General features: G+C 62.9%; 25 protein-coding genes. 14 read left to right on the top strand and 11 right to left on the bottom strand.

Annotated features, from left to right (window positions below):
• The first annotated feature begins 16 nt into the window (after positions 1-16).
• Entirely contained in the window at positions 17-1,795 is a 1,779-nt protein-coding gene (locus VFO25_00655; protein ID HET9341406.1) for a DUF255 domain-containing protein, read from the top strand.
• 75 nt (positions 1,796-1,870) lie between these two features.
• Here VFO25_00655 and VFO25_00650 read toward each other — a convergent pair whose 3' ends face one another.
• Complete coding sequence (locus VFO25_00650; GenBank protein HET9341405.1) at positions 1,871-2,224, bottom strand: hypothetical protein; 354 nt, start codon at positions 2,222-2,224, stop codon at positions 1,871-1,873.
• Positions 2,225-2,375: 151 nt separating this feature from the next.
• Between VFO25_00650 and VFO25_00645 the strand changes: the two genes are divergently transcribed.
• The gene (locus VFO25_00645; GenBank protein ID HET9341404.1) at positions 2,376-2,981 is read left to right on the top strand and encodes a hypothetical protein; all 606 of its coding nucleotides are present in this window, start codon (positions 2,376-2,378) and stop codon (positions 2,979-2,981) included.
• Positions 2,982-3,039: 58 nt separating this feature from the next.
• Here VFO25_00645 and VFO25_00640 read toward each other — a convergent pair whose 3' ends face one another.
• From VFO25_00640 to VFO25_00630, 3 genes are read right to left on the bottom strand one after another with little or no spacing between them, the layout of a single operon-like run.
• Complete coding sequence (locus VFO25_00640) at positions 3,040-3,369, bottom strand: hypothetical protein (protein HET9341403.1); 330 nt, start codon at positions 3,367-3,369, stop codon at positions 3,040-3,042.
• Positions 3,370-3,404: 35 nt separating this feature from the next.
• Positions 3,405-4,931, bottom strand: coding sequence for an NAD(P)/FAD-dependent oxidoreductase (locus VFO25_00635; GenBank protein HET9341402.1), 1,527 nt, complete (start codon positions 4,929-4,931; stop codon positions 3,405-3,407).
• Positions 4,928-6,511 carry an NAD(P)/FAD-dependent oxidoreductase gene (locus VFO25_00630; protein HET9341401.1) on the bottom strand — a complete coding sequence of 528 codons (1,584 nt, stop codon included), beginning with the start codon at positions 6,509-6,511 and terminating at the stop codon, positions 4,928-4,930. Before VFO25_00630 ends, VFO25_00635 begins: the two co-directional genes overlap by 4 nt.
• Positions 6,512-6,715: 204 nt before the next feature.
• Between VFO25_00630 and VFO25_00625 the strand changes: the two genes are divergently transcribed.
• The 3 genes from VFO25_00625 to VFO25_00615 are packed head-to-tail and all read left to right on the top strand — an operon-like array spanning position 6,716 to position 9,741.
• Positions 6,716-8,158, top strand: a complete 1,443-nt coding sequence (locus VFO25_00625; GenBank protein HET9341400.1) for a DUF1800 domain-containing protein — start codon at positions 6,716-6,718, stop codon at positions 8,156-8,158.
• A 13-nt stretch (positions 8,159-8,171) separates the two neighbouring features.
• Positions 8,172-9,395, top strand: coding sequence for a DUF1501 domain-containing protein (locus tag VFO25_00620; GenBank protein HET9341399.1), 1,224 nt, complete (start codon positions 8,172-8,174; stop codon positions 9,393-9,395).
• Between the two features lie 28 nt (positions 9,396-9,423).
• Entirely contained in the window at positions 9,424-9,741 is a 318-nt protein-coding gene (locus VFO25_00615) for a hypothetical protein (GenBank protein ID HET9341398.1), read from the top strand.
• A 302-nt stretch (positions 9,742-10,043) separates the two neighbouring features.
• Here VFO25_00615 and VFO25_00610 read toward each other — a convergent pair whose 3' ends face one another.
• A complete protein-coding gene (locus VFO25_00610) occupies positions 10,044-10,400 on the bottom strand; it encodes a hypothetical protein (protein ID HET9341397.1) in 357 nt (118 codons plus the stop codon).
• Positions 10,401-10,457: 57 nt separating this feature from the next.
• Between VFO25_00610 and VFO25_00605 the strand changes: the two genes are divergently transcribed.
• Both VFO25_00605 and VFO25_00600 read left to right on the top strand, forming a co-directional pair.
• Positions 10,458-10,607 carry a hypothetical protein gene (locus VFO25_00605; protein ID HET9341396.1) on the top strand — a complete coding sequence of 50 codons (150 nt, stop codon included), beginning with the start codon at positions 10,458-10,460 and terminating at the stop codon, positions 10,605-10,607.
• Positions 10,607-11,392: an alpha/beta hydrolase gene (locus VFO25_00600; GenBank protein HET9341395.1), complete on the top strand. Its 786-nt coding sequence runs from the start codon at positions 10,607-10,609 to the stop codon at positions 11,390-11,392. The genes VFO25_00605 and VFO25_00600 overlap by 1 nt, the downstream gene beginning before the upstream one ends.
• A 103-nt stretch (positions 11,393-11,495) precedes the next feature.
• Here VFO25_00600 and VFO25_00595 read toward each other — a convergent pair whose 3' ends face one another.
• The gene (locus tag VFO25_00595) at positions 11,496-12,005 is read right to left on the bottom strand and encodes a hypothetical protein (protein ID HET9341394.1); all 510 of its coding nucleotides are present in this window, start codon (positions 12,003-12,005) and stop codon (positions 11,496-11,498) included.
• A gap of 63 nt (positions 12,006-12,068) precedes the next feature.
• Here VFO25_00595 and VFO25_00590 point away from each other — a divergent pair, with 63 nt between their 5' ends.
• From VFO25_00590 to VFO25_00580, 3 genes are read left to right on the top strand one after another with little or no spacing between them, the layout of a single operon-like run.
• Positions 12,069-13,835 carry a DUF885 domain-containing protein gene (locus tag VFO25_00590; protein ID HET9341393.1) on the top strand — a complete coding sequence of 589 codons (1,767 nt, stop codon included), beginning with the start codon at positions 12,069-12,071 and terminating at the stop codon, positions 13,833-13,835.
• Positions 13,836-13,875: 40 nt separating this feature from the next.
• Positions 13,876-14,346: a hypothetical protein gene (locus tag VFO25_00585; protein ID HET9341392.1), complete on the top strand. Its 471-nt coding sequence runs from the start codon at positions 13,876-13,878 to the stop codon at positions 14,344-14,346.
• The gene (locus tag VFO25_00580; GenBank protein HET9341391.1) at positions 14,343-15,509 is read left to right on the top strand and encodes a hypothetical protein; all 1,167 of its coding nucleotides are present in this window, start codon (positions 14,343-14,345) and stop codon (positions 15,507-15,509) included. Before VFO25_00585 ends, VFO25_00580 begins: the two co-directional genes overlap by 4 nt.
• 14 nt (positions 15,510-15,523) lie before the next feature.
• Here the strand turns inward: VFO25_00580 and VFO25_00575 are convergent, their stop codons facing one another.
• The 3 genes from VFO25_00575 to VFO25_00565 all read right to left on the bottom strand — a co-directional run bounded on the left by VFO25_00575 (position 15,524) and on the right by VFO25_00565 (position 17,358).
• The gene (locus VFO25_00575) at positions 15,524-16,504 is read right to left on the bottom strand and encodes an alpha/beta hydrolase-fold protein (protein ID HET9341390.1); all 981 of its coding nucleotides are present in this window, start codon (positions 16,502-16,504) and stop codon (positions 15,524-15,526) included.
• Between the two features lie 61 nt (positions 16,505-16,565).
• Positions 16,566-16,904, bottom strand: coding sequence for a hypothetical protein (locus VFO25_00570; protein HET9341389.1), 339 nt, complete (start codon positions 16,902-16,904; stop codon positions 16,566-16,568).
• 76 nt (positions 16,905-16,980) lie between these two features.
• Complete coding sequence (locus VFO25_00565; GenBank protein HET9341388.1) at positions 16,981-17,358, bottom strand: hypothetical protein; 378 nt, start codon at positions 17,356-17,358, stop codon at positions 16,981-16,983.
• 194 nt (positions 17,359-17,552) lie between these two features.
• Here VFO25_00565 and VFO25_00560 point away from each other — a divergent pair, with 194 nt between their 5' ends.
• Genes VFO25_00560 through VFO25_00545 form a run of 4 tightly spaced genes read left to right on the top strand, consistent with a single transcriptional unit; the run spans position 17,553 to position 20,732 of the window.
• Positions 17,553-18,695: a M20/M25/M40 family metallo-hydrolase gene (locus tag VFO25_00560; GenBank protein HET9341387.1), complete on the top strand. Its 1,143-nt coding sequence runs from the start codon at positions 17,553-17,555 to the stop codon at positions 18,693-18,695.
• Positions 18,695-19,435: a rhomboid family intramembrane serine protease gene (locus VFO25_00555; protein HET9341386.1), complete on the top strand. Its 741-nt coding sequence runs from the start codon at positions 18,695-18,697 to the stop codon at positions 19,433-19,435. The genes VFO25_00560 and VFO25_00555 overlap by 1 nt, the downstream gene beginning before the upstream one ends.
• A gap of 58 nt (positions 19,436-19,493) precedes the next feature.
• Entirely contained in the window at positions 19,494-19,781 is a 288-nt protein-coding gene (locus VFO25_00550) for a hypothetical protein (protein HET9341385.1), read from the top strand.
• 3 nt (positions 19,782-19,784) lie between these two features.
• Positions 19,785-20,732: an IS1595 family transposase gene (locus VFO25_00545; protein HET9341384.1), complete on the top strand. Its 948-nt coding sequence runs from the start codon at positions 19,785-19,787 to the stop codon at positions 20,730-20,732.
• 202 nt (positions 20,733-20,934) lie between these two features.
• Here the strand turns inward: VFO25_00545 and VFO25_00540 are convergent, their stop codons facing one another.
• Positions 20,935-21,291 carry a hypothetical protein gene (locus VFO25_00540; protein ID HET9341383.1) on the bottom strand — a complete coding sequence of 119 codons (357 nt, stop codon included), beginning with the start codon at positions 21,289-21,291 and terminating at the stop codon, positions 20,935-20,937.
• Positions 21,292-21,521: 230 nt separating this feature from the next.
• On the bottom strand, positions 21,522-22,763 hold the full coding sequence (locus VFO25_00535; GenBank protein HET9341382.1) for a RelA/SpoT domain-containing protein: 1,242 nt from the start codon (positions 22,761-22,763) through the stop codon (positions 21,522-21,524).
• Positions 22,764-22,887: the final 124 nt, after the last annotated feature.

The following is a 22,887-nucleotide window of genomic DNA, read 5'->3' as shown; positions in this document are numbered from 1 at the left end:
GGTAGAACAGCGACGCATGAGCGGCTTTCACTTCTCGCCGCGCCCCAACCGGGCGTCGGACATCAGATGGCGCGAGTGGGAAGATGCCGCGTTCGATCAGGCGCGCGAGGAGAACAAACCGATACTCCTCGCTATATCAGCCGTCTGGTGCCACTGGTGCCATGTGATGGACGAAACGACGTATTCGTCCGACGACGTCATCGAGCTCATCAACCGGCGATACGTACCGGTCCGCGTCGACAACGACCAGCGTCCTGACATCAACGCCCGTTACAATCAGGGCGGCTGGCCGACGACGGCGATCCTCACGCCCGACGGCGAGATACTCAAGGGCGCGACCTATGTCCCGCCCGACCAGATGTTCAGTCTGCTTTCGCAAGTCGGTTCGTTCTTCGCCGAACCGGAGAACCGCCTGGCGATCGCCCGCCGGATGACCGAGCTCAAGTCGCTCCGCGAGGACGCCAAGCCCCAACCGTCGGACGCCCCCAAACCCGACATCGCGGATCGCGTGTTCTCGTTCCTCGATTCGAACTTCGACGAGCGTTTCGGCGGCTTCGGCACCGACCAGAAGTTCCCGATGACCGCCGCGCTCCATTTCCTGCTCGACCGCTGGCAGCGCGTGCGCGACGAGCGCTCGCGCGAGATCGTCGTTCGCTCGCTTCACGCGATGTCGGGCGGGGGAATGTACGACCGCGTCCACGGCGGCTTCTATCGCTACTCGACGACGCGAGACTTCAGCGTACCGCATTTCGAGAAGATGCTCGAGGACCTCGGCGGGTTGCTGCTCGCCTGCGCGCGTTCCGCCGCGATGTTCGATGACGCGGAACTCGCTCGCGTCTCGATAGAAGTGCGTGCGTATCTCGATCAGCGGCTTTGGAACGCGACGTTCGCAGCGTACGGAGGCAGCCAAGACGCGGACGAGTCGTACTACGGGCTGGACGCCGCAGGAAGGGCTGCGCTCGAGCAGCCGTACGTCGATCCGACGATCTACGCGTCGTGGAACGCCGAGACCGCGCGGGCGCTTATCTCCGCCGGTCCGCTGCTGGAACGCTTCGGAGCCGACGGAGCGGAGTGGACCGCGCGCGGAACGGCCGTCCTCGGCTCGCTATGGGACCTGCTGGTCGACGATGGACTCGTCTGCCGTTACTACGACGGTGAACGCCACATCCGCGGCTTGCTGGGCGATCAGGCTTGGACCGGCTGGGCGTCACTCACGGCATACGAAGGGACCGGCGACTCGAAGTGGCTCGAGCGAGCGTCTACGATCGTAGCGACGAGCGAACCGCTTTTCGACGCTGGCGCGGGAGCTTACGCGGACCGCCTCCCTTCGAGCGACGAACGCGGCCGTATGGCGGAACAGACGTTTCCACTCGATGACAACGCACTGATGGCGCGGGTGCTCATCAAGCTCGCGGCGTTAACGGGCGATGACAAGCGGCGCGAGCGCGCTCGGTCGTTGCTCGAGGCGAACGCAGATTCGTACCGCGGCTATGGGATGTTCGCTGCGGAGTATGGATCGGCGGCGCTCGACTGGTTCACACCGCCAGTCGAGGTGCGTATCGTCGGCGCGGCGTCCGATTCCGCGACGCTCGCGCTGCGCGAGACCGCCCGGCGAGTCGCTCCCACCGCGCTTACTATAGAAGTCGTTGATCCGGATCGAGACGCGCCGCGCATGCGAGCGCTCGGGCACTCGAATGGACGCGCTGCTACGGCGTACCTGTGCGACGAACGCTCCTGTTTCGCGAAGACGAGCGACCCAGTAGAGCTCAACGCTGTTCTGTCCCGTCCGCGCTAGTAGAAAACTCGGGTATCTGCGTTCACATTCCATGCTAGACCGCGGCGGTCGAGATGAATCTCGACCGCTACGGGATCATGGCTTGCGACGTGTACCGATGAGCGCCACGGCGGTGATCGCGGCGAAGCCGATGAGTGCGCTCACGATTTGAAGCGGCGTTCCCGCAATCGCAGCATTCACGATGCGGTCGATGGTCGCCGCGCAAAGCGCGATGAGCAGAACGGTACGCCAGCCGCCCGCATGCAGGAACGCGAGTGAAGCGCCGGCGATGAGGCCGATGTTCATGACGATCGCGATGATGAGCATCGGCGAGGGTCCGACGGCAGCGAGCGTCACATATTCAGTCGCTAGCGCCGCCATCGCCCAGAGAGCGGTGAGGATCCCGGCTGCGAAACGTGCGACGCTCACCGGTGAAAGACCGACGGGCATGCGCTCGTGATTCCCCGGTGATGGAAAAAATCTTTCGTTTCGCCGCGACCAGGAGAATCGTCGAGCTTGGTGCGAACACGCGCCACTCTCGCCGGCATCGTACAATGCCGCGACGTCGTCTCACTTCTCCGACGTCCGGAGGCTCGACATCGTGCTACAAGAATTTCGACCCGCACCGATCATCGATCGATTGCGTTCGGATATCCGCGACCGTCTTCGCGAGTATTCCGACGAAGCGACGGGATCCGAGGTCGAACGCACGGACAGCGCGTGGCGTATCGTGCAGAACGTGCTGGCGGAAGAGCTGTACGAGCTCAACGCCGGTCTGCCGAACGACGCGCAAGTACACGAAAAGGATCGGCTCGCGCTTCCGGATGGAAGCCAGACGATCGACGTCGTCTATCGAGGGCACAAATTTTCGATCGTGCGGCCGAAAGACCGCCGCAGCCTCTATCTCGTCGATCCGTCGGTGGGCCGCATGCCGATCGAACGCGTCGGATGCAAGCTTTTCATCGCCGGCGAGCCCATCGCTTCCGCGCTGCTGGCCTGCATAGCCCGCCTAGCCGAGCGCGCCACCGCTGGGGTCAACAGCGAGCCGACGACCGATCCGCGCTATATGGCGCTCGAGATGCTTTCGAGCAATGCCGCAAAGGTCGAAGCGGCGCTCAACCTCGCCCAAGACAACGGGTTCCGGTTCGTCGAGTCATATCGCACGCCGGATCAGCATCGCCGAGTCTTCGTCTTCGAGCGCGTCTAGGGCCGCAAATGAAGAAGGCCGGCTCCATCGGGCCGGCCACGAGCAAAACCTGTTCGCGTCATGCCTTGCCGGGCGTGACGTTCTTCATACCGGCGACCGCGCCGGCGATGCCGAGCGCGGTGCGATGTTCGGCGACGACCGCTGCGGGTGCGAGGTTGATGAACAGCTTCGCCGCGAGCATGAGCAGCGCAGCATCGTCGAGCATGTTGAGGAACGGGATGTCCGCGAACGGATCCAGCGGCGACACGACGAGCACTGCCGCGGCGATGCCCGCCATCTTCAGCCAAACGGGAACGCGGCCATCGCGGTACAGGCGCATGATGAGCCGGCCGTAGTTCGGCAGCGAGAACAACAGCTTCGATTTTTCGAACAAGAGCAATGGGTTCATGTGTCTGATGATACGCGTTACCGGCGGTCTTTGTTTCAGCGGGCGGTCGCCAGCTCGGCAAGAGCCGCTCTTGACGCACGCAGACCCGGGACGCCGGTGACGCACCCGCCTGGATGCGCACCGGAGCCGCAGAGGTATAAGCCGAGCAGCGGAGTCCGCGTCGCGAAACGATGCTCGAAGATCTGATCCGGCAGCAGCTCGCCGTGGAAGATGTGCCCGCCGCTCAGACCAAAACGGCGCTCGAGATCCGGCGGCGCGAGGATCTGACGAGCCTCGATGGCATTCGGGAGATTCGGCGCGACCTTCGCGAGCTCCGCGACGATCGTGTCCGCCGCGGCTTCGCGCATCGCATCGGTCCACGGCCCGTCCTGACGATCGTACGGGAAGTACTGCGCGAACACCGAGAGCAAGTGCTTGCCGGGCGGCGCTATCGACGGATCGCTCGGCGATTGCATGTAGCATTCGATGAGCGGCCGTCGCGAGACCGACCCCGCGACCGCGTCTTCATACGCGGTTTGCAGATAGTCGACGTCGGGCGCGACGTGGATCGTCGCGCCATGATGCGGCTGCGCGTTCGTCCCCGGCCGCGCCGTGTAGTCCGGCAGCTCGCCGAGCGCGAAGTTCACTTTGAGCGAAACGCCGATGCAGCGCCAGTCGCGGACTCGCTGGACGAACGAGTCGCCGAGCTCTGAATCCGGAACGAGCCGCAGGAACGTCGTTTTCGGATCTGCGTTCGAGAGGACCGCGCGCGACCGGATCTCCGTGCCGTCGGCGAGGACGACCCCGCGCGCTCGACCGCCATCGCATAAGATCTGGGCGACCGGCGATGCGGTCGCGATCGTCGCGCCAGCCGCGCGAGCCGCGCCCGCGATCGCTCGCGCGACCGCGCCCATGCCGCCGCGCACGAAGCCCCACGCGCCTTGGATGCCAAGCGCCTGGCCTGCGTTGTGGTGGACGAGGACGTAACCCGTGCCGGGCGTCCGTGGACCGGCGTACGTGCCGATGAGTCCGTCGTTCACCATCTCGGCTTGGAGGACGGGCGTTTCGACGTATCGCTCGACGAGTTCGGCGGCCGAACCATCGAACGTCGCGCGCGCGCGCGCATCGAAGGCCTCGAGCGACGGCGCTGCAGCTTCGAAGGTGGCGTTCAACGCGGCGCCGAGCCGCGCGACCTCTTCGGCGAAGCGCGCGTGCCCATCGACGTCGCGCTTCGAGAACTTGGCGATCTCGCGCGCGTTCTCGTTCTCGTCGCGCGTGAGGAGCAACGATCGTCCGTCGGGGAGCGGCGTGAACGACGCGGCCGACTTCCGATACACCGAATAGCCGTGCGCCGGCAGGTCGAGTTCTTCGACGATGCGTGGATCGAGCAGGCTGCAGACATACGAGGCGGCCGATACGGTCCAACCCGGCCACACCGCTTCGCTGATCGTCGCACCGCCGATGACTTCGCTTCGCTCGACGACGCAGACGTGCAGACCGGCACGCGCGAGATACGCGGCCGCGACGAGGCCGTTGTGCCCGGCGCCGATGACGACCGCGTCGTACGGCTGAGCGTGCTTCACCGCTTGAGCATCTCGCGCGCAGCATTCCATCCCGACGCACCCATGACACCGCCGCCCGGATGCGCCGCTGCGCCGCAGAGGTAGAGACCCTTCACGGGCGTCCGATAGTTCGCGAAGCCGGGCACCGGCCGGAATGCGAAGAGCTGATGCAGTCCCATCGAGCCTTGGAATATGTTGCCGCCGGCGAGATTGAACGTCGACTCGATGTCGACAGGCGATAGGATCTGCCGGTCGATGACCGATGCCGTGAAGCCCGGCGCATGTTCCTCGACGATCGCGAAACAGCGGTCGGCGAACTCATTCCGGTTCGCGTCGTTCCATCCGCCTTTGAGATCGTACGGGGCGTATTGGCAGAACATCGACATGAGATGCTTGCCTTCGGGCGCGACGCTCGGGTCGACGGCTGACGGGATCGTGCACTCGACGATCGGCTTGGTCGACATCGCACCGTACTTCGCCTCGTCGTACGCGTGCTCGATGAAGTCTTGATCCGGGCACAGGTGGATCGTGCCGCGGTGCTGCGGTCCGGGCGTCGAACCGGGGCACGACGTGAAATTCGGCAGCGCCGACAAGGCGACGTTGATCTTCGCCGACGCGCTCGAGTAGTCGATGCGGTCGACGGCCGCGGCGAAGTCGTCGGGGAGCGTCTTCGGATCGAGCATCTTCGTGAACGTCAGGCGGCAATCGACGTTGCTCGCGACGCGCGGGGCGTCAAACTCGTCGCCATTTGTCAACGCGACGCCCGTGACCGTTCCGCCGCGCGTCTTGATCTTCGCGACTTCGGCCTCCGTGCGGATCTCGACGCCGAGATCTTTCGCGGCCCGCGCGAGCGCTTGCGTCAGACCTCCCATGCCGCCGCGCACGTAGCTCCACACGCCGCGCTTGCCGTTCGTCTCGCCCATGACGTGATGGAATAGGACGTACGCCGTTCCCGGCATCGATGGCGACGCGAACGCGCCGATGATCGCGTCGGTGGCAAGCGTCGCCTTGAGCTCTTCGGATTCGAACCAGCGATCGAGGATCGGCCGCGCCGGACCCGTGAGCACTTCGATCGCTTCGCCCATCGCGGGTCCGAGCTTGCGCATCGCCTTGCCCATCGGCGCCAGCTTGAAGAGGTCGCCGAGCGATGGATGCATGATGTCGGGCGGCGTCATCGTCAAAGTCGGTTCGACGACCGAGGCGACGCGTTCGAGCATCCGCTCGTATCTCGGATAGTTGTCCGCGTCGCGCGCGCTGAACTTGCCGATCTCGCGCAGGTTCATCGCCGCATCGGGTCCGAGCAGCAGATAACGGCCGTCGGCGAACGGCGAGAACGACGACGGGTTCCGTTCGACGACATCAAAGCCGTAATCGTGCAGGCGCAGATCGCGGATGATCTCCGGCCGGAAAAGGCTGTTGACGTAGGCGGCGGTCGAGACTTTGAATCCTGGGAAAGTCTTCTCTTCGGTCACGCACGCGCCGCCGACGACGTAGCGCCGCTCGAGCACGAGCACTTTCCATTTCGCGCGCGCGAGGTAGCATGCGGTCACGAGACCGTTGTGCCCCCCGCCGATGACGATCGCGTCGTACCGTGCAGCCATAACGCCCTCACAAAGAATTGCGCAACGTGCGACGATTCGCTTCGCGCGCGCAGCGCTCATTTCAACCGAAGAGATTGGGAAAAAGGAGCGTGACGGCGCGCATCCTTTTGGCGGGATAACGCCGCGTAGGCCCTTCTCACCGAAATCTAACGCCTGGTTCAAGTCGCCCTCACGGCAACCGCAGTACAATCATCGCGACTACCGATGATCTCACAGCCGCAGGACGACAAATTCAGACCAAGGGGCAGCGTCGACACATCGAGCGCGCTGCTGCCGTATCGCGGGCCGTGGAGTCCCCGACTCGCCGCTCACCTCCTCAGACGCGCGGGATTCGGGGGCTCGCCGGCCGAGACCGACGCTGCCGCAAACGCCGGCATGAACGCCGCAGTCGACGGTCTCCTCGACCCACGGCCCGACTCGTTGCCGGCCGCACCCCAAGGCGATCTCACCTATGATCCGATGGCGCCGCCGCAGCAGCGGCGCGACGCGTATCTTCGCGCGGCGTCATGGTGGCTCGACCGTATGCTCCAGACGCCGAATCCGCTCATCGAGCGGATGACCTACTTCTGGCACAATCATTTCACGAGCGGGGTGCAAGGCGGCATCACGCCCGCCATGATGGTCGTGCAAAACCGGTTGTTCCGCGCTAATGCGCTCGGGAACTACGCCGACCTGACGCACCAGGTCGCTCGCGATCCGGCGATGCTCCTCTACCTGAACGGCAACCAGAACCGCAAGCAGCATCCGAACGAGAACTTCGCGCGCGAGCTCATGGAGCTGTTCTCGATGGGTGTCGGCAACTACACCGAGCAAGACGTCCGCGAAAGTGCGCGCGCGTTCACAGGCTGGATCGTGCCGCGCGACGGCGCGAGCTCGAGCTTTGTCGCTCGCTTCCACGACGCCGGTTCGAAGACGTTCCTCGGGCACACCGGCGCGTTCGCGGGCGACGACATCATCGACATCATCATGGGTCAGCCGGCGACGGCGCAGTTCATGGCGCGCAAGTTCCTGCGCAACTTCGTCTACGACGATCCAGAGCAAGAGCTCGTCGACGCGACCGCGGGGCGGTTTCGCGACGCGAAGTACGACGTCGCCGCGCTGCTCGACACGCTGCTGCGCTCCAACGTCTTCTATTCCGACCGCGCATACCGGAGCATCGTCAAGAGCCCGGTCGACCTCGTCGTCGGTTCGCTTCGCACGATCGGCGTGACGACGTCGACGCCGCGCATCATCGGCGCGATGAACGCCATGGACCAAGTGCTCATGCGGCCTCCGAACGTCGCCGGTTGGCCCGGCGGATCGCAATGGCTCAACCAAGGCACGATCCTCGCGCGGCTCAACTTCCTCAATCAGTTGGTCTCGTTCCGCGCGCCGGTGTCGGAGCAGATGCAAGCGATGCCCGCCGCGGCAGGGCCGGTCGCGTGGATAGCCGGCGTCTCGCAGACCGATGCCGCCGCGGTCGCCGCCCGCGTGCTCGATCTGACCGTGCAGGACGACGCCACGGACGAGCAGCGACAATCGATCGTCGGCTTCCTCACGACGGACGGCGTCGGTAATCCGGTCGAGCTCAACGGCGAGAACATCGATGAGAAGGTGCGCGGCGCGATGAGTCTCGCGATGGCCCTTCCAGCATATCAACTGGAATGAACGGCACGATGGTATGAGCACGAGAAGACAGTTCATCGTCCAGGGCATCGGGGCGTTCGGCGGCGCGCTCGCGGTCGATTCGATTTTCGCGCGCGCCGCGCGCGCGGCATCGCAGGTGACGAAAGCCGGTTCGGTTGCAAGCCGTTGCCTCGTCGTCGTCAACCTTCAGGGCGGCAACGACGGCCTCAACACGATCGTGCCGCACGGCGACCCTGCGTACTACAATGTCCGGCCGACGATCAACGTCGCGCAGTCGGACGTGCTCGCGATCGACTCCTCGATCGGCATGAACCCGAAGCTCGCTTCGCTCAAGGCGCTCTACGACCGCCATCGCGTCGCGGTTCTGCAAGGCGTTCACTATCCGAACTACGTCCTGTCACACTTCCGCGGCACGGAGATCTGGCAAACCGCTGCGCCCGATTCGTACGATACTACCGGCTGGGCCGGCCGCTACCTTGACAAAGCGGAGCTGCCGGCGAATAACCTGTTCAAGGGCGTCGCGATCGGACCGCTGCTGCCGAAGATGCTCGTCGCGGACAAGACCGACGTGCCGGCGATCGGCGACCTGCGCGGCTTCCGCTTCAACGGACGCGCCGACGAGCAGGCGCAGGCCGATCGCATCCTCATGGGCGACGGCGATCGCTATCCGTTCGACAGCCCGTACTTGCAGCTCGTCCAAGAAGTCGAGCGCGACGCGCGTGCCGCGTCTTCGAAACTGCCGCACTTGGTCGCCGGCTACAAGCCGGCCGTCGACTATCCGAAGACGCCGTTCGCCCAGGGGCTCAACCTCGTGTCCGCGATCGTCAACTCGGATCTCGGCACGAAAGTCTTCTACGTCAGCATCGGATCGTTCGACACGCACGCGGCGCAGCGCCCGCGACAGGACGCGTTGCTCCAACAGTTCGGGGACGGCTTGGAAGCGTTCTACGACGACTTGGCGGCACACAACGCCGACGACCGCGTTCTCACGATGACGTTCTCCGAGTTCGGACGTCGCGTCGAGGAGAACGCGAACCGGGGCACCGATCACGGAACGGCGGCCCCCATGTTCGTGGTCGGGGGAGGAGTGAAAGGCGGGGTGTACGGCGACCACCCGAGCCTCACCGACCTTGACTACGGCAATCTCAAGTGGCACACCGACTTCAGGTCGGTCTACGCCACCGTGCTCGAAGGCTGGCTCGATGTGCCTGCGAGCGCGGTGCTCGGCGACTCGTTCACGTCGTTGAACTTCATCTAGCGTCTGGGGAGAGGAGACTACACCACTGATGGAACGCAAGACATTTCTCGCGACGGCAGCCGGTCTCGGCGCGTCGATAGCGGCGGTATCGGCCGCGCTCGGCGCACCGGTCCCGGTTGGATCGACGCCAACGCCGTCCGCGACGATGCAGCCTCGCATGCATCGCCGCAACGGCGCGGCTAGCAATCATAACATCCACGAGATCCGCAAGCATCTCGAACACGTCATCGACGAGCTTCAACACGACCAGCATGATTACGCCGGCCACCGCCTGAAGGCGCTCGACCTGCTCAATCAGGCTCGTCAAGAGCTACTGCTCGCCGAACAGTCCGACACGGGCAAGTAGCCTACGGCGGACAACGCATCGCGAAAGAAAAGGGAGCGGTCGAGATTCATCTCGACCGCCGCGGCCTGTTTCTAACTGAAATAGGGAGCGGTCGAGATTCATCTCGACCGCCGCGGCCTATCTCCAGCTGAAATTGGGAGCGGTCGAGATTCATCTCGACCGCCGCGGCCTATCTCCAGCTGAAATAGGGAGCGGTCGAGATTCATCTCGACCGCCGCGGCCTGTCTCCAGCTGAAATTGGGAGCGGTCGAGATTCATCTCGACCGCCGCGGCCTGTCTCTAGAAATGTAGCGGTCGAGCTTTTAGCTCGACCGACCGTTTTCGTTTTTCTTTTCCGTCGCGTGCACGCCGCGCATCGGATTGTTCGGGCAGCGCCGGCATGCGTATGCGGCCAGATGGCGGAAGACTTCGCGGCTCACTTCGCGCCGCGCCGTAAGACGGAAGCGGGTGTACGCGTCGTCGAAGGCGGCTTGGACTCTCGGCTTTTCGACGAGATCGCGCGTGAAGTGTTCGCAGCACGCGGAGCACATCGTCTCGGTCTTGAACAGCGGGCAGCGCAACGTCGACTCGCCATGCTCGCCGAAGCGGTTCCATGCGTCGGGCGAGGGCTGGGATTGCCCTTGGAGGAGGTTCTCGAGCAGGCGGTCTACGGCGTCCATGCACATACGATGGACTTTGAAGCGGTTTTGTGCCAGCGCCCGGGAAAAAATCAGCCGATGGACGATGTCACGTTTGTCGTAGGCCAGCTCGCCGGGCCTGGGACGTACCAGTGCCAGGCGTGCGGCCGCGAGGCCAAGGAGTACGCCCTTTCGTTCGAGGTCGAGCCCTGCGCGTGCGGCGGAACGACCTTTAAGCGCGTCGACTAGTGAGGGACGTCACCCCGGCCACGCTCGGCATCTGTTACTCGGACTCAGGTGCGGGCCCGGCGACCCTGCTGCTCCATGCCTTTCCTCTCGACGGTAGGATGTGGCGCGCCCAAGCAGCGGCTTTCGCGGCCGATCATCGCGTCATCGTCCCGGACATGCCTGGATTCGGCTCGGCGCCGTTGCCCGATGGGACCCCCTCGATCGACGACCTCGCTAACGCGATCGTCGCCTATTGCAAGTCGGGCGGCGTCGAACGCCCGCTCGTCGCGGGCTGCTCGATGGGCGGGTACATCTCACTGGCGATCGCTCGGCTCCATCCCACTTTCGCCGGTGCCTTCGCACTCGTCGACACGCGGGCTACCGCCGACTCGCAGGATGGCAAGCGCGCGCGTTACGAGATGGTCGAGCGAGCTCGCCACGAGGGTGCCGGCTTTCTACAAGAGTCTCCACCGCCTGTGAGCACGCAAACGGCGTCGCAGCGACCGGAAGCGGTCGCCTTCATCAAGTCGATGATGGCAGACGCGACGGCCGCGGGCATCATGGTCGCGCAGCGCGCGATGGCGGGCAGAAAAGATTCCCGACCCGTGCTCGGCGCGATCCGCGTTCCCGTCGCCGTGATCCACGGCACCGACGACCCGGTCGTCGCGCTAGCGGAGGGTCAGACGATGGCGAGCGCCATCAAGGGTTCGACGTTCGTGCCGATCGCCGGCGCCGGCCATCTCTCTCCAGTCGAAGCGCCCGCCGAAGTCACCGCCGCCCTTCTCGCGCTCGCTCAAAAAATGTAGCGGTCGAGCTTTAGCTCGATCGGAGACGGCCTTGCAGTTGGTGAGGCCGCGGCGGTCGACCGTAAAGGTCGACCGCTCCCTTTGATAAAGCGATTCGGCGGCATCAGTCGAGGCGTTCGCCGTCTTTGTAGAGCCACGGCAGATCTTCGTCGCTCGAATAGCGACGCCAACCGTCGAGCGGACGTCCGCCGAACTTCGCGAGGATGCGAACGCCGGATGCCGCCTTGCCGTCGCCGAACCCGGGCAGATCTCTCAAACGCCGAAACACTTCTTCCGACGAGCGCAGGCGCGCCCACACGCGAGCGCCGTCGTTCCCATAGTCGTCGGCGATCCGCGCGCACAGCGACTTGACGCGTTTCGCCATCATCCCGGGAAACCGGTGGATGGCCGGCGGCTTGCGGAAAACCGCCTGGATCATCGCGTCCGGCATCTTCGCGATCTTCGCCGCGTCGAGATGGCCGAGGCGCTGTTTGAGCACGTAGGGCCCCGACATCGCCTTCGCCGATCGCACTTGCTGCTCCAAACACAGACCGATGAGGAGCGCCGTGCCGCTCGACGCGAGCAGCTCGTTCGCGTGCTCGTCCGGCGTGAACGGATAAGCGACTTTCGGCATGCGGCTGGATTGCGCAGGCCCGCGCGACGTCCCCTTCAAATCACCGCGCAGGAGGACGTCCGCATGCGTAGACTCGCGTTCGCGCTCATCGTCGCGCTCATCGGATTCGCCGCGCCAGGGTCGGCCGCGCCAGATCTGCGCGCGACGTCGTTCGCCAAGGACGTTCACGCGTATCTCAGCGAGTACGAAGCGCGCGATCCGCTCTTCGCCGATTCGATCGGCATCCACACGCACGACGACGCGCTGCCAGACTACTCCGCCGCGGGAATCGCGGCGTCTTCGAAATGGAGCGCCGCGTGGCGCGATCGGTTTGCGGCGTACGACCCGTCGGCTTTAGGACCGGACGACGCCGCAGATCGCCGCACGCTGCTCGACGGCATCGACGCCCAGAATTTCGAAGAAGGGACGCTCCACCCGGAACAGACCGATCCGACGCTCTACGTCGGCGCGATCGGCGACGCCGCCTACCAACTGACGAGCCGCGAATACGCGCCTCTCGACGCGCGCATGAAGCACGTCGCCGCCCGCATGCGTCTCATCCCGGCGCTGGTCAAAGCCGCAGAAGCGAACCTCGAGCGGCCGCCGCTCGTATTCACGCAGCTCGCGATCGACCAGAACGCCGGCAACATCGACTTCTATCAGAACGACGTTGCGCATATGAGCGCCTCCGCGTCGCCGGCAACCCGTGCAGCCGTGCTGGCTGCGATGCCCTCGACGATCGCCAGTCTCAAGGATCTCCAAGCCTTCCTATCGGGTCCGCTGCTCAAGCGCTCCGACGGCAACCCGCGCGTCGGCGCCGCGGTCTTCGACCGCGATCTCAAGCTCGTCGACGGCACTGACACGCCGCGCGCCGTCCTCGTCGCGCGCGCGAAGGCGGCGTTCGCACATACGCGGGCGCAGATGTTCGCCCTCGCGCAGCCGCTCGACGCGCAGCTTTTCCCCGGACGCGTGCATGCCGAGAAAGGCAATGCGCTCATCGACGCCGTCGTCGGTGAAGTCCTCGACAAACTCGCCGACAATCATCCGACGCGCGATCAGATATTCTCGACGGCGAAGGTCGACGTCGCTAAACTCATGGACTTCCTCCGCAACGACCCGGTCGTCGTGCTGCCATCGCCCGACACTCTGCAAGTCGTGCCGACGCCGCCGTTCAAGGCGGGGTTCGCCGGCGCCGGTCTTGACCCGACAGGTCCGTTCACGCCCCTCGCGACGTCGTTCTACTACGTCGATCGGATTCCGGCGTCGTTGACACAGGATCAAGTCACGTCGTATCTGCGCGACCACAACGACTACGAGATGCAGATACTGTCGCTCCACGAGGCCGTGCCCGGGCACTACGTGCAGTTCCGCTACAATTCGCAAGTGCCGTCGCTCGTACGGCGCGTCTTCGCGAACGGATCGTTCGTCGAGGGTTGGGCCGTCTACACCGAAGGGATGATGATGGACGCGGGTTACGGCGGTCACGATCCGCGCCTCAAGCTCTTCCAGCTCAAGTGGCGTTTACGCGAATACTCGAACGCGATCATCGACGCGGAGTATCACACGGGAGATCTGACCCAAGCGCAATGCGTCGACTTCCTCGAACGAGAGGCTTTCCAAAACAGCTCGCAGGCCTCGACGAAATGGCACCGGCTCGAGCTTTCGCACGATCAGCTGTCGTCATACTTCGTCGGGCTCGATGCGATCACGCAGGAGAAAAACGCCGAGATGCGCTCGTTCGGGGACCGGTTCAGCGTCGCTGGATTCAACGCGCGACTGCTTTCGATGGGGTCGGTCGAACCGCGCGCGATTGCGACACTCATGCAAGAGCATCGTCCGGCGCAGCCCTAATTTCATTCGCGTTTCAGCGTCGTCGGCTACGATGCGCCGCATGAGGAATCCACGGGGCCTGGTTCTCGCGTGCCTGATGTCGATGCTCATGGGGTGCACGCCGAGCGCACCGACGCCGCCCGGAGGCGCGCAGGCGCTCGTTCCAGGTGCGGTCGTGATTCAGGTGAGCCTCATCAAGTATCAGCCGCAGCAGACGAAGTTCGGCACGGTGGCCGGATATAACAACGCCGATCTCACAGTGCCGGTCGGCACGGTCATCCAGTTCCACAACCAGGATAGCTTCACGCATACCGCATCGTCGCTGGGAACGAGCGGGTTCCCGCCGAACGGACCGTCGTTCAACGCGCGAACGCGCTCCGGAAGCGATCTGTCGCAGACGAATTGGACGAGCGGCGATCTCCTGCCCGACGCCTACTCCCAGCCGATCAAAGCGTCGACGCCCGGCACGTACTACTACGGGTGTTACTTCCACTACAACACGCCGATGCGCGGCGTCGTCACCGTCCAATGAACGCACGCCTCGCGCTCTTCGCGGTCGTCGCATCATTAGCGCTGGCGCTCGCGCTTCCGTCGCGGGCGTCCGCGGTACCGATCTTCGCCGAGCGCTACGGATTCAAGTGCACGCAGTGCCACACCGCCGTGCCCGAGCTGAACTCGTTCGGCGAACATTTCCGGCGCGCCGGTTACCGTCTCCCGAACGTCCCGCAAAACCACGTCGTGCCGATCGCCTTGCGTTTGCAGGACACGTGGACGAAGGATCTGCTGCCGTCGCAGAACCGGCGCTTCAACGCGCTGGCGATCGCGATCTCGACCGCGAATTTCGGCCCAGACGACTCGAACTCGTATTTCGCGCGCTACCTGTTCGGCAGCCAGGGCGCGGCCGGCAGCCTCTACTACGGCTTCTTGCAGCACGTGACGGTGAGCAACGGCGACTTCGAGCGCGTCGGGTTGCTGCCGCTCCAGACGATCGCGAACGCGACGCAGCGGCTCGACACGATCACATCACAGTCGGCATACACGTACACGGTCGGCCATAGCCTTGCGAACTTCTCGACACCGCGTCTCGGCGTCGAGTTCGGCAAGCGCACCGACACCGTGGATCTTGAATTTGCGGCGTCGTTCGACGAATATCACGGCGCCGCGTATGGAGCCCCCGCGCCGCCTTCCGACCTCGCGCAATCATTTGCTCGGCCTGAGCTGTTCGCCACGGCGAACGTCTCCGTCAATCCGGATCTCACGGTCGGCGTCATCGGGCTCAATGGCAAGCGCGACTTTACCTCACGGACGACGGGTTTGACTTTTTCCGACGTTTACTATAGAGACGGCATCGAAGGGATGTGGACGTCTCCGTCGCGCAGGTTTGAAGTGACGGGCCAACAGCTCTGGGGACAAGACGACGACTCGGACGGTTCCGGAACGCCGATGTTGTCCAGCGGTGGATTTCTCACCGTGAAGTACCGCCCGACGCACAACTCGTATATCGGCGTCCGCTACGACGCTGCCGCTAACCCGTTCGCGCAACGCGACTACGACTTCTACGCCGTGTGGGCGCCGACGATCCACGCGCGCCTCGTGCTCGAGCAGCTCAAGCCGATCGGCTTCGGCGCCGCCCCGCAGACGTTGCAAGCCCAGCTCCTCTTCGCTCTGCCGTTCGAGAAAGACACGTCGAAGTAGATCGCGGCGCGGCGCTAGCCTAGCGCGCGGGCGAGCTCCGTCAGCGAGCGGTCGTAGCGGTAGTTGATGCCGAGATGCCCGTCGTCGAACTCTTCGTAGATGTAATTCACGCCGAGCGAGTCGAGCCGGGAACAGAAGATGCGGGCGCCGATCTGCAGGTTCCATTCGTCGCGCAGTCCGGCATCGAGATAGATGCACTTGAGCGACCGCAACGCATCGGCATGCGCCTTGGCCATGTGAACCGGGTCGTTTTCGACCCACCGGTTCCAGACTTCGCCGCGGATCTCGCCTGACGGTAGGACCATCGGTAGGTCGATGCCCATGGTCGCCGCCGGATTTGGCGAGTAGCACGCCGACATCGCAAGGATGTTGAGGACATCGAGCGCTTCCTTCGTCTTTTTCGGCAGCGACTTGAAGTGCTCGAAGAACTTCTCGACGCCACCGTGCTTCGTGATGCCGAGGACGAACTTCGTGAAATCCGGCAAATAGCAATAGGCGAAATACGCGTCGCCTGCATGCGAACCCATCGCGCCGAAGACGTCCGGGTGTCGCATCGCGAGCACCATCGCGCCGTAGCCGCCGCTCGACTTGCCCGTGACGCCGCGGTGATCGCGCGACGCTTGCGTTCGAAGTTGCGAATCGACGAACGGCACGACTTCGCCGATGAGGTAATCCTCGTAGCGGCCGGTCGCTGTCGAGTTGATGAATTGGCTGCCGCCGAGCGACGTGAAGCAGTCGGGCAGCACGCAGATGGCGGGCGGCATCGTTCCGGCGTTGATGAGCCGGTCGAGCCGCCGATCGATGCTCTCGACCCACGGATCGAAATTGACGTGCATGCGGCCCGTACCGGTGAAACCCGACAAGAAGTAGATGACGGGATAACGCGCGTCGCCGCCGTCGTAGCCGGGCGGGAGGTAGCACCAGACCTCGCGCTCGTACGGGTCTCCGAGCGCGTTGCCGCGCAATACATCCGACGCGTGGTTCAAAACGGCCACGCGTCCTTTTCCATTGGCCATCCGCGCCGATTAGACGCCGCGGGTGCCGAATCTTGTGGGACTAGACCTGACGTTGACCGAGGGGCTGGACGTTGATGCGGTGGATCGTCCGCTGCGGCATCCGGCTATCGGCGCGCCGGCGGATGTACGAAAGCAGACGCTTTTGCGTCGTCGCCGACGGACGGCTCGCGCGCGAGAGCTTCACGCCGTTCGCGAGGCCGATGAGGAAACCGATCAGGGTTCCCACGACGACGCACATCGCGAAGAACCGGTCATGCGTCGACGCATCGGTCGCGCCGTAGTACGGCACGATGCCGAACGTGAACCCGACCGCTGTGCCCGCCGCGCCGACGACGAACGCGATGCACCCGATGTAGAAGCGCTCGAGCCGCGCCGACAAGACCTCAGGCCGTACGTGGACGGATCGCGGTCGATGGGGGCGCGGACGCGGAACAGGTTTTAAATCGATCACTCCGTCAGGCTCCGCGACGGCCGAGGAGCTGTCGCAGGTAGCTCTCGCCGATCTTGTACTGACCGGCTTGCCCGTCGGCGCCCGGACGCGTATCGGCGCGACGGTATTTCTTGAGGAGCGAGTACGCGGCGCCGCTCGCGGTGGCCGAGATCGACTCGCTTCGGATCGCGCGCCGTGCAGCCAGTGCGCCGGCGATGACGCTCAGGCAAAGGCCCGAGATCATGATCGTGAAGAAAAGAAGATCGTGCGAGTCGGGGTTCGGCGCGTTCGCGTATGCGAACAGCGCGATGACCGCCGTCAGGATCGTGCCGCAAACGGCGACCGCGAAAAATTGGACAGCCGCCGCCTGCAACAAAGCAGCGCGCGGCGTTTGAACGCCCAAGCCCCTCACAAGATCTCCCCGCATGTCGTTCCTCGAATCGTACGGAATGGATTTCGTACCCTACACATTAGTAATAGTATCGGGTCGGTCTGTGACGGGGCCTTTGGCCCAGAAAACGGTGTGATTGCCGGCACAAACGCCGTGGTACCGGGAGCCGGAGGAACACGCCTGAAGCCGTGAAAAGCCCGCGCTATATGATCAACCGCGAACGCATGACCGACACCGTCCTCGACCTCGTCCGCATCGACAGCCACAGCAAAGAGGAAAAACAGGTCGCCGACTACCTCGGGCGCGCGCTCCGGGAGGCGGGCTGCGAGGTCCGGGTCGACGACGCGGGCGAGAAGGTCGGCGGCAACACGGGCAACGTCATCGGTCGGCTTCCGGGGACGAAAGCCGGGGCAGCGCCCCTGCTCCTGTCGGCGCATATGGACACGGTGACGCCCGGCAAGGGCGTCAAGCCGGTGCGCGAAGCGGACCGGATCCGGACCGACGGCACGACGATTCTCGGCGGTGACGACAAGAGCGGCTGCGCGATCGCGCTCGAGATCATCCGTACGTTGCGCGAGTCGTCGCTGCCATACGGCGATGTCGACGTCGTCTTCTCCATTTGTGAAGAGATCGGTCTGTTGGGCGCCAAGCACTTCGACGCGGCGAGCATCAAGTCGCGGCGCGCGATCGTCCTCGACGCGACGGACGCCTCGAAGCTTTTCACGCGGGCGCCATCGTCGGATCATTTTGAATTCGTCGTCCATGGCCTCGAAGCGCACGCGGGTATGGCGCCGGAGACCGGGATATCGGCCGTGCGCGTCGCGGCGGAAGCGATCGCCGCGATGCCCCTCGGCCGGATCGACCCGCGGACGACATCGAACGTCGTCATCGTCGACGGTAACGGCCCGACGAACGTTGTGCCGAATCGCTGCGTCGTGCGCGGTGAAGCTCGGTCGCTCGACGATGCGACGCTCGACGCGACAATGACGGCGATCCGCGCCTGCTTCCAAGACGCGGCCTCGCGAGCGACCGCGATGGCGGCCGGCAAGCTCCATCGCGCCTGGATAGAAGAACGGACCGAGCGCGATTATGAGAGCATGGCGCTCGATGACGCGTCGCCGACCGTCCAACTCGTGCTCGAGGCGGCGAAAGCGGTCAGTCGGAGCGTCGCGACGGCGACGATCGGCGGCGGCAGCGACGCGAACGTCTACAATCGTCGCGGCATCGAGAGCGCCGTGCTCGGCACCGGGATGCGCGACATCCATACGGTCAACGAGTGGCTCGATCTCGCTGATTTCTACGCGAGCGCGAGCATCGTGCTCGAATGTGTGAGACGGAACGCCGCCTGATGTGGAAGATGCGCTATTACGCGCACCGTTACGATAGCCCCGCGACGTACGTGCTGATCGCCGTCATGGCGGCGGCATTCGTCATCGACTTTTTCACCTCGCAGAGCCTGACGCAACTGCTGGCGTGGCCCCCGTCCGTCACGTGGCTGCACAGCGGACAATACTGGCGGCCCTTCACCTTCACGTTCGTCCATGCCGGCGGCATCCTCTGGGCATTGTTCGACGGACTGTTGCTTTTCTGGTTCGGGTCGTCGCTTGAGCGCGCGTGGGGCTCGGGGAAGTTCCTCTTCTTCTACTTCTCGTCCGGGATCTTACCAGGCCTCGTGCTAATCCCACAGACGGCGTACGCGCCGAATGCACCATTATTCATCGGCATGGCCGGCAGCTTTGTGGGCATCACCGTCGCGTTCGCTTCGATGAACCCGTACGCGACGGTGATGTTCTGGTTCATCCCGATGCAAGCGCGGATCATGGCGGCAGTCATCATCGCTTTCGCGCTCTTCGGAAACTATTTCATCTACGGCGGTCCGATCCAAGCGCTCTTGGCGATAGCCGTCGCATGCGTGTACGCGTATTTCTTCACGACGCGCCGAGTGTCGTTGCCGAATCTTGGCGGCCGGGATCAGGGGCCATCGATGAAGGAGCGCTTCGACCGCTGGCAGCAGAGGCGCAAGATGCGCCAGTGGCAGAAGCGCGTCTCAAAAATCGACCGTCCAGAGGACCTTTTCAAGGACAAGTAGTCCTCTAGTCCGGAATGACATACTTGACTAAAGTGCCCTTCTCTGCTAGAATTGGTGCGTGAAGCGAGTTATTCTTCGGGTTCTTGGTGCTATCGCGCTGTTGTTTGTTCCCTTGGTACTCCAGGGCTCGACGCTCACTTCCGCGTTCACTCTGTATCTTCAAACACGGCAGACGTACTTGCTTGAATCGGTACTCGTCACGGCGTCCATCTACGGTGTGTACCTTGGTTGTGCAGTCTGGTGGTGGTTGAAGCCTGCCTCGACGCCGATCGTCGCGAAGGCGTTTGTCGTTGTAGCGCAGCTCATCGGGGTTTACATTTTGATGCTCGAAGCTGGTGGTCTTTAGGATATGGATAAGCACCCGATTCCACAGTCGATGCTTGATGCGGTCCGTCAATTTGCGGACCCGCAGGTTGCGCACGACTTCTTCGTTCAAATCCGCTTCCCCAATGGCGTGGCATGCCCGCGTTTCGGCTGCGGATCGGGCGAGGTCGCCTACCTTGAAAAGTATTTCCGCTGGTACTGCCGCGATTGCAAAAAGCAGTTCTCGGCCAAGGTGGGGACGATCTTCGAAGATTCGCCCATTGGCCTTGATAAGTGGCTTCCGGCGATCTGGCTGGTCGCAAGCAATCGTAACGGCATATCCTCGCACGAATTGTCTCGCGCCTTGCACGTCACGCAAAAGACGGCATGGTTCATTCTGCATCGCGTCCGCGAGGCGATGACGGACAAAGCCTTTACGAAGCTCGCGGGTCCCGTTGAAGCAGATGAGACCTACGTTGGTGGCAAGCCCCGTCGTCCGAGCATTGGACGATCTGCGGGAAAAGCGGCCGAACGCTGGCAGGACAAAAAGACGATCGTTCTCGGCATTGTCCAACGTGGCAAGAAAACCGGCAAGGTCCGCGCCTTTGTCGTTCCTGACGCATCGGGTAAGACCGTTGTCCAAAAGGTTCGCGAGAACGTAGAGCCTGGCGCGGTTGTCTACACGGATGCGGATGGAGCCTATGGTCCGCTATCTGCCGACTACGTTCGCTATGTCGTCAACCATGCGACGGAATACGTCAACGGGCATATCCATACAAATCATATCGAGGCGTTTTGGTCGCTTCTCAAAAGGAACCTGAGGGGAACGCAGGTTCACGTTGCGCCCGAGCATCTGCAGCGGTATGTCGAGGAGCTAGTCTTTCGGTTCAACCGTCGCGATGAACAGGACGGACCACGGTTCGCACAAGCGGCGAAGGCCGCTGACGGCAAGCGGCTGACGTACAAGAGCCTGATCGGAAAGGCTAGCGGGTGACGGAGCGCACGGCACAAAACATCTTGTCCTGGGTATGCTTATGTCATGACTAATGCTGAGGCCCAGGCCGAGCTAAAGCGTCTACGCGAGTGGGCGCAAGAAAAGATACAGGCCGGCGAGGAACCCCCGTGGGCCTGGTATCAGTACATGAAGCTGATGGAAACGGCGGATGCGATCGTTGAATCGCAATCCGCCGTCACGGTTAATCCCAGGGGCCATTCACCTCTATCGGACCACAATCCGGATGAGCATCTCCGACTAGTGGTGAATAACGATCCGCAAGATAACGCTCAACGCCATCCCACTGGAACACCGACAGTTCTGCCCATGTGACGCGCAGAACACGGTCGGCGTACTTCGTAATTCGTTTGTCGCTTCTGTGTGCGGTGATGCGATCTGCGACATCACCCTGACCGACGTAGACAACTTTGCCGGGATTCCCCTGGTGCCAAATGACGTAGACACCTTTGTCGGTCATCTTGTCGAGGGTAAGATTCTCGAATGAGCACCAGTGATGGTCATCGCCACACTTGTGCCACGTTACGCTGAGTTTTGACATACGCTTCCTTCCCTTTCGGAAAGCAACGGTGACCGTTGGCATATGCCACGGGGTTCGGATTTGGTCTGCGTAGGCTCTATGTGATTAGAGGAAACGTAGCGGCCGTCGGCCGAATCTGAATCCTGAGGCATCAGGCTTCGCGCTCGATCACCAATCTTTGCGCGGGGCCTGTGTCATTTTTCTTGTTCGAACGCCTGTTCCCCTATCATCTAGAGCTATCGTAGACCCGGCTACCCGGCGCGCAACCGCCTGGCAGACGGATTTAGCGCGTCGGTGACGAGCTTATCGAAGGCGGTTGTATCAAGAAAGTAGCTAGGATAAGCGCGTTGCAATGTCTTGATACGCTCGACAGAGACCAGAACGGTCTGCATGCCAGGCTTTCCTTCGATCTTGCGTTCGGCCGCTAGATACGCGGTTGCAGCTTGGGTTGACTGATCTTTACCAAAGCTTTGCCAGGTAAGGTTCTTTGTGTTCGCATCGACCGTCAGTAGGAAGAACGGGTGACCCGTCTTTTTCGCCGCCGGGACCGTTAGCCGTACTGCCGTACCATAGCCTCGCAGTAGCGTCAGCGCACTTAGTTTTGCTTCATAAGCGCGAAGCTCGTCGGTCAAGTCTTTCAGGGAAGTCGGCGTATTTGGAACAGGAACGCCTTTCTCCATCTTGGCTGTCACTGCACCCATCAATGCGAAAAAGCGTAGCCAGTCGCTATCGCCTAGACTCGACTTAAGGGCTTGTTCCGTGAACAGTCCAACCATTTCTACAGCCGTCGCCCAGGTATGCTGAAGTTGCGAACGCAGTTGCACTTCGATCGAGAGACCACAATGCTTTACATATCGTTCACTTTGGTATTTATATTTTAGATGTATAGCTTGATAACCAGATGGCTTCGGATGCTTAAGATAGTCATCCGTATCATAGAGCGTGTGGTGCATCCGGCTACCCTGGAAAAGCTTCGCCAGCCTTTTTACGTCCTTCGTTGACTTAACGATGGCTCTGCAACCCGCAATATCTTGCATCCGCGCCATATCCATGTGCCCCTGAGTGGAAAGTTTCAACTTGATGGATGCAAGTCGTTTGATTCTCTGCGCGACGATTCGATGATCATCAACCTTAGCTGCCAACCTGCGTAAGTCCATACTAAGCCACAACAGCGGCAAACCGTGAGCGGAACGCCAGTTGTTGATGACGGCCTCGGCGAATTGAATCTCGTCGGCGGTTGCTGCCGGGTCGATGAGCGCCTTGCCAGACTTGTTGATCTGTGTACGAGAATATGCAGGTTCGGCCCAGGGCATCGCGGCTAGTTCTTCTTTCTCTTTCTCCCAGATGGCCTCGCCGTTGTTTGCGCAACCTTTGCCTTGGGAACCGCGACCAAGCCCTTCACAACCGTCTTGAGGCGGTCGAGCGGAATCAGGGGCGAAAGCTCCGTTTTCTTCGTTCTCACGGTCCGGATTATACCATGGTGTCCTAGCCATGGCACTTTAGTTTAGTGATTCATTGTGCTCTAGTCGAGTAATTATGCTTGACTTGAGTCGTTACGGCCCGATATATTGAGAGAATCATGGCCGTCGACCAAGCACAGCCCTCCTTATTCTTAAT

The sequence above is a fragment of the Candidatus Eremiobacteraceae bacterium genome (assembly GCA_035710745.1).
Taxonomy (GTDB): domain Bacteria; phylum Vulcanimicrobiota; class Vulcanimicrobiia; order Eremiobacterales; family Eremiobacteraceae; genus JANWLL01.
This window is presented reverse-complemented; position numbering and strand designations above follow the sequence as displayed.

Coding starts and splice junctions, on each gene's coding strand:
- VFO25_00555 (HET9341386.1), top strand. CDS start 18,695: ATGTGGAAGATGCGCTATTACGCGCACCGTTACGATAGCCCCGCGACG.
- VFO25_00590 (HET9341393.1), top strand. CDS start 12,069: ATGCGTAGACTCGCGTTCGCGCTCATCGTCGCGCTCATCGGATTCGCC.
- VFO25_00535 (HET9341382.1), bottom strand. CDS start 22,763: ATGGCTAGGACACCATGGTATAATCCGGACCGTGAGAACGAAGAAAAC.
- VFO25_00620 (HET9341399.1), top strand. CDS start 8,172: ATGAGCACGAGAAGACAGTTCATCGTCCAGGGCATCGGGGCGTTCGGC.
- VFO25_00580 (HET9341391.1), top strand. CDS start 14,343: ATGAACGCACGCCTCGCGCTCTTCGCGGTCGTCGCATCATTAGCGCTG.
- VFO25_00640 (HET9341403.1), bottom strand. CDS start 3,369: ATGAACCCATTGCTCTTGTTCGAAAAATCGAAGCTGTTGTTCTCGCTG.
- VFO25_00605 (HET9341396.1), top strand. CDS start 10,458: ATGGACGATGTCACGTTTGTCGTAGGCCAGCTCGCCGGGCCTGGGACG.
- VFO25_00560 (HET9341387.1), top strand. CDS start 17,553: ATGATCAACCGCGAACGCATGACCGACACCGTCCTCGACCTCGTCCGC.
- VFO25_00610 (HET9341397.1), bottom strand. CDS start 10,400: ATGGACGCCGTAGACCGCCTGCTCGAGAACCTCCTCCAAGGGCAATCC.
- VFO25_00540 (HET9341383.1), bottom strand. CDS start 21,291: ATGTCAAAACTCAGCGTAACGTGGCACAAGTGTGGCGATGACCATCAC.
- VFO25_00650 (HET9341405.1), bottom strand. CDS start 2,224: ATGCCCGTCGGTCTTTCACCGGTGAGCGTCGCACGTTTCGCAGCCGGG.
- VFO25_00615 (HET9341398.1), top strand. CDS start 9,424: ATGGAACGCAAGACATTTCTCGCGACGGCAGCCGGTCTCGGCGCGTCG.
- VFO25_00630 (HET9341401.1), bottom strand. CDS start 6,511: ATGGCTGCACGGTACGACGCGATCGTCATCGGCGGGGGGCACAACGGT.
- VFO25_00585 (HET9341392.1), top strand. CDS start 13,876: ATGAGGAATCCACGGGGCCTGGTTCTCGCGTGCCTGATGTCGATGCTC.
- VFO25_00655 (HET9341406.1), top strand. CDS start 17: ATGAGCGGCTTTCACTTCTCGCCGCGCCCCAACCGGGCGTCGGACATC.
- VFO25_00625 (HET9341400.1), top strand. CDS start 6,716: ATGATCTCACAGCCGCAGGACGACAAATTCAGACCAAGGGGCAGCGTC.
- VFO25_00595 (HET9341394.1), bottom strand. CDS start 12,005: ATGCCGAAAGTCGCTTATCCGTTCACGCCGGACGAGCACGCGAACGAG.
- VFO25_00545 (HET9341384.1), top strand. CDS start 19,785: ATGGATAAGCACCCGATTCCACAGTCGATGCTTGATGCGGTCCGTCAA.